This is a genomic window from Helicobacter sp. MIT 11-5569 (assembly GCF_000765695.2).
Lineage (GTDB): Bacteria > Campylobacterota > Campylobacteria > Campylobacterales > Helicobacteraceae > Helicobacter_D.
Window position 1 is genome coordinate 1 of the sequence record NZ_JRPB02000028.1, and the last position, 3,124, is coordinate 3,124.

The 3,124-nt window shown below is 32.9% G+C and carries 4 protein-coding genes; all 4 read left to right on the top strand.

Going from position 1 to position 3,124, the window contains the following annotated elements; translation table 11 throughout:
• The coding region (locus tag LS70_RS10010) for a hypothetical protein (RefSeq protein WP_161594716.1) at positions 1-474 on the top strand (474 nt) is incomplete at its 5' end.
• A gap of 61 nt (positions 475-535) precedes the next feature.
• Entirely contained in the window at positions 536-1,621 is a 1,086-nt protein-coding gene (locus LS70_RS09730) for a hypothetical protein (protein WP_034291375.1), read from the top strand.
• Positions 1,622-1,715: 94 nt separating this feature from the next.
• Entirely contained in the window at positions 1,716-1,961 is a 246-nt protein-coding gene (locus LS70_RS09735) for a hypothetical protein (protein WP_034291373.1), read from the top strand.
• A 66-nt stretch (positions 1,962-2,027) separates the two neighbouring features.
• Entirely contained in the window at positions 2,028-3,044 is a 1,017-nt protein-coding gene (locus tag LS70_RS09740; protein ID WP_034291371.1) for a hypothetical protein, read from the top strand.
• Positions 3,045-3,124: the final 80 nt, after the last annotated feature.

A 3,124-nucleotide genomic window follows, 5' to 3' on the forward strand; every position in this document is an offset into this window, starting at 1 on the left:
TTAATTGCTCTTGCAACTAATGGTAAAGTGAATGAAAACTCTTTAGGGGTTAAAGCATTATCAGATGATGAGATGAAAAAGGTTGTGGGAGGGGCGCGTATAACACACACAAAAAACATTCCTCCATTTTATCAATATGGTGTTGAAGATAATAGGGGGACAAAAAGAATCTATACAGCTTATTATTGGTTCACACTAACACTCGATCAAAGATATAGAGGAGATGAACAAGTTGCAATGGGACTTCTTAATGTTGATGATGGTAGTAGGAGCTATGAACCTGCAGTTCAAGCAACTTTTAATTACTTAAATAGCCAAGTAAGTGTATCTATTATTGGTGTGAATCTTTACAATCCTGTATATACGCGTTCAGCAAATAGACACTATGCAAATGAATTATTACAAGAAAATGGCAAGCAATTAATCAATCAAGCTAATGCTCTTGTTAGAGGTTATGCTCAAAATTATCGTTAAATAAAACCTTACTAGGCACATTTTTTGCTTACTCTTTAATCACTACATTAAGGAGTAAGCATTGACAAATATTTCTAATTCTCTTTATTCTAGCCATTATCAGAATCCCATTACACTTAAAACTTCAGAATCTTATAGCAATCAAGATTCTAAAATTACCCTACCAAGTGATGAAGAAATATTAAATACAATCACAAATCAAGTGCGGTTTTATCAACAAACTAAAAAAGCTCAATTTGGTATTGATAGCAATGCGCAAGGCTATACTAGTTCCATAACCTTAAACAAGCAAGATATTAATTTCAAAAACCAAATAGAAAACAAGCTTAAATCTAATGCGGATAGCAATATCACCCAAAGAGACGCCGAACAAGCCCAAAAATTCCTTTATGCACAAATGGATAATGTAATGCTTACTCTTTATAAAGAGAATCCAGAGTTAATGCAAAACACAATGGATAAAAATCATCAGCTCTGCGAGAATGGTAAATTTTTGGACACAGAAGACGACAAACTTACTGCTATTTTACTTGGTTATAGCGCAAAAACAGAAAAATTAGAAAAGGGGCTTTCGGATTATTTAGGAGATAATATAGAGACCAAAGAGATTAGAGAAATTCAAAATGCAGTAAATATCTACAGGTCTAACAAAATGGAAGCAACAGGCTATGGTTTCTTTGCTACTGTTGCTGATAAACTCTCTCCAGAACTTCAAGAACAAATCGCAAATGCTATTTCTAAAGTAATAACTTTTTATTCCGAGCCTAATTCCATAGAGATTAATGGGGCTAAAATCTCTTGGAAACCACATCCATATACTGATACTAATGGCAGTATGTTATACCACAGCACAACATATACAGCGTGCGCAGATGTAGAAATCAAATACCAAAAAGATTTTAATAAAACTAATAGTGATATGCTAGCCTCTCTTTCTTCCAACTTCGATTCCACCCAAAACTTTTTTGACATTTTGGAAAAGAGAGACAAACTAGAAAAAGAAAATCAAGAATTAAAAACAAAACAAGCTTATAGTGCTTATGGAATCTCTAATACCACAAACTCTATTAAAACAGATTCTACAAGTGATTCTATAATGCAGACATTGCTAAAGGATTCCAAAGAGAATAAAACGCTTAAGGTTTAAATTACTATAAAATAGATAAAATGAATATTTCAGAACTGCTAAAGGAAAGGCAAAAGTGTATAGCAAAGGATTGCATAATTTATAAGGATAAATTATGGCAATAAACACAGAAAACACCAACCCAAACATTGCCCCACTCAATCACACATTATTTACCCTATCTAGTGATTTAATCGTTCCAGAGAGTTCAGCAAGCTTTTCAGATATGCTAGCCAAAGCAGGAAATGACGAGCCAAAAAGCCCATTTCCACTTTTGGGAGATAAAATCAATCCTAATGATTATCAAGAAAGCTTAAAGAATCTAGCAATAACGCAAATGAGGGAATTACAAAGAATCTAAAAACAAAATAGGATTAAAAACTTGCAAAGGATTGCAACTCTAAGAATATTAACATAAGGAGCAGCTATGCAAATACCTAGCTATTCTCTACTGACACCAACGAGTGATTACTCTATCTCTGCAGAAAGGAAAGCGCAAGTAGCAGAGAAAACTAAAAAGTCTCTTGAAGGAACAGTGTATGAGAGGGCTGAAGTTACTCTAAACCCCGATTCTTATGCTTATGCTAAAGCCTATTTGACTATTGATGATACAGAAATAGGGTATTTTAATCCCCTAAACTTCAAAGAAAGTGTAGAACAGCAAATGCAAGATAAGATAAACACCCCTAATCTACATTTTCTAAAAGAAAAGCAGAATCACTCTTTTGGAGGTTATGGGACTGATGCGTATGGCTTTATGGGAGAAGAGTTTTTAAAGGTTGCTAATTTACCAAGTGATTATAAGATTCATAAAAATGCTTTACAAGCAATCTATGATGTCTCTACTATTCCTGTCTTAAGAGACAATGAAGTTCATGCGATTTTTGAGAGCATTGATTTAATCGCTGGGATTTCCTATGCTTATAATGAGCTACAAAACTTAACTAATGGGACTTTTGATTCTAAAGAAGCTTATTCCGGAGAGGAAATTTTAGAGTTTTTAGGGGAGAGATTAGGAGGATTTGTTCAATATTTTGGAGGGAATCTTAATACTCCCCTAATGCAAGATTACACAAATGAAAAAGGAGAGTTTAAAAGAGAGGGCATTCTTTTAATGTATTCTTTCTTTGAAGATACTTTTACAAAAGCAGAATCCCCTTTTACACAACTTACAGAATATGGGAAATTTACAAGAGGAATGCCAAGCTCTTATAGCCCAAAAGAAGAAGACCTTATAAAAAAGCAAAAAACACCTGAAGAACTAAGAAAAGAAATGCTTGATAAATTAGGTGAAGTGTATTTAAAGATTTTAGAAAATGCTAAAGGAGTAGAAAATAAAGATAGTTTAGAATCTGTTAATGGTTTTATTAATGCAATGATTAAAGATAAAAGTTTTTATGGACCTAGACCTGATAATGTGCTTATAGTCGAGATTGAGAAATGATTTTAGACTAAACTTATCTAAAAAATCCCTCACTAGGAAACTCTAAATCTTTTATAATAGGTTTAGAGTTTTCTTTATCT

What these genes read in the sequence shown, in the direction of transcription:
- LS70_RS09740 (WP_034291371.1), top strand. Translation starts at nt 2,028, where the DNA reads ATGCAAATACCTAGCTATTCTCTACTGACACCAACGAGTGATTACTCT.
- LS70_RS09735 (WP_034291373.1), top strand. Translation starts at nt 1,716, where the DNA reads ATGGCAATAAACACAGAAAACACCAACCCAAACATTGCCCCACTCAAT.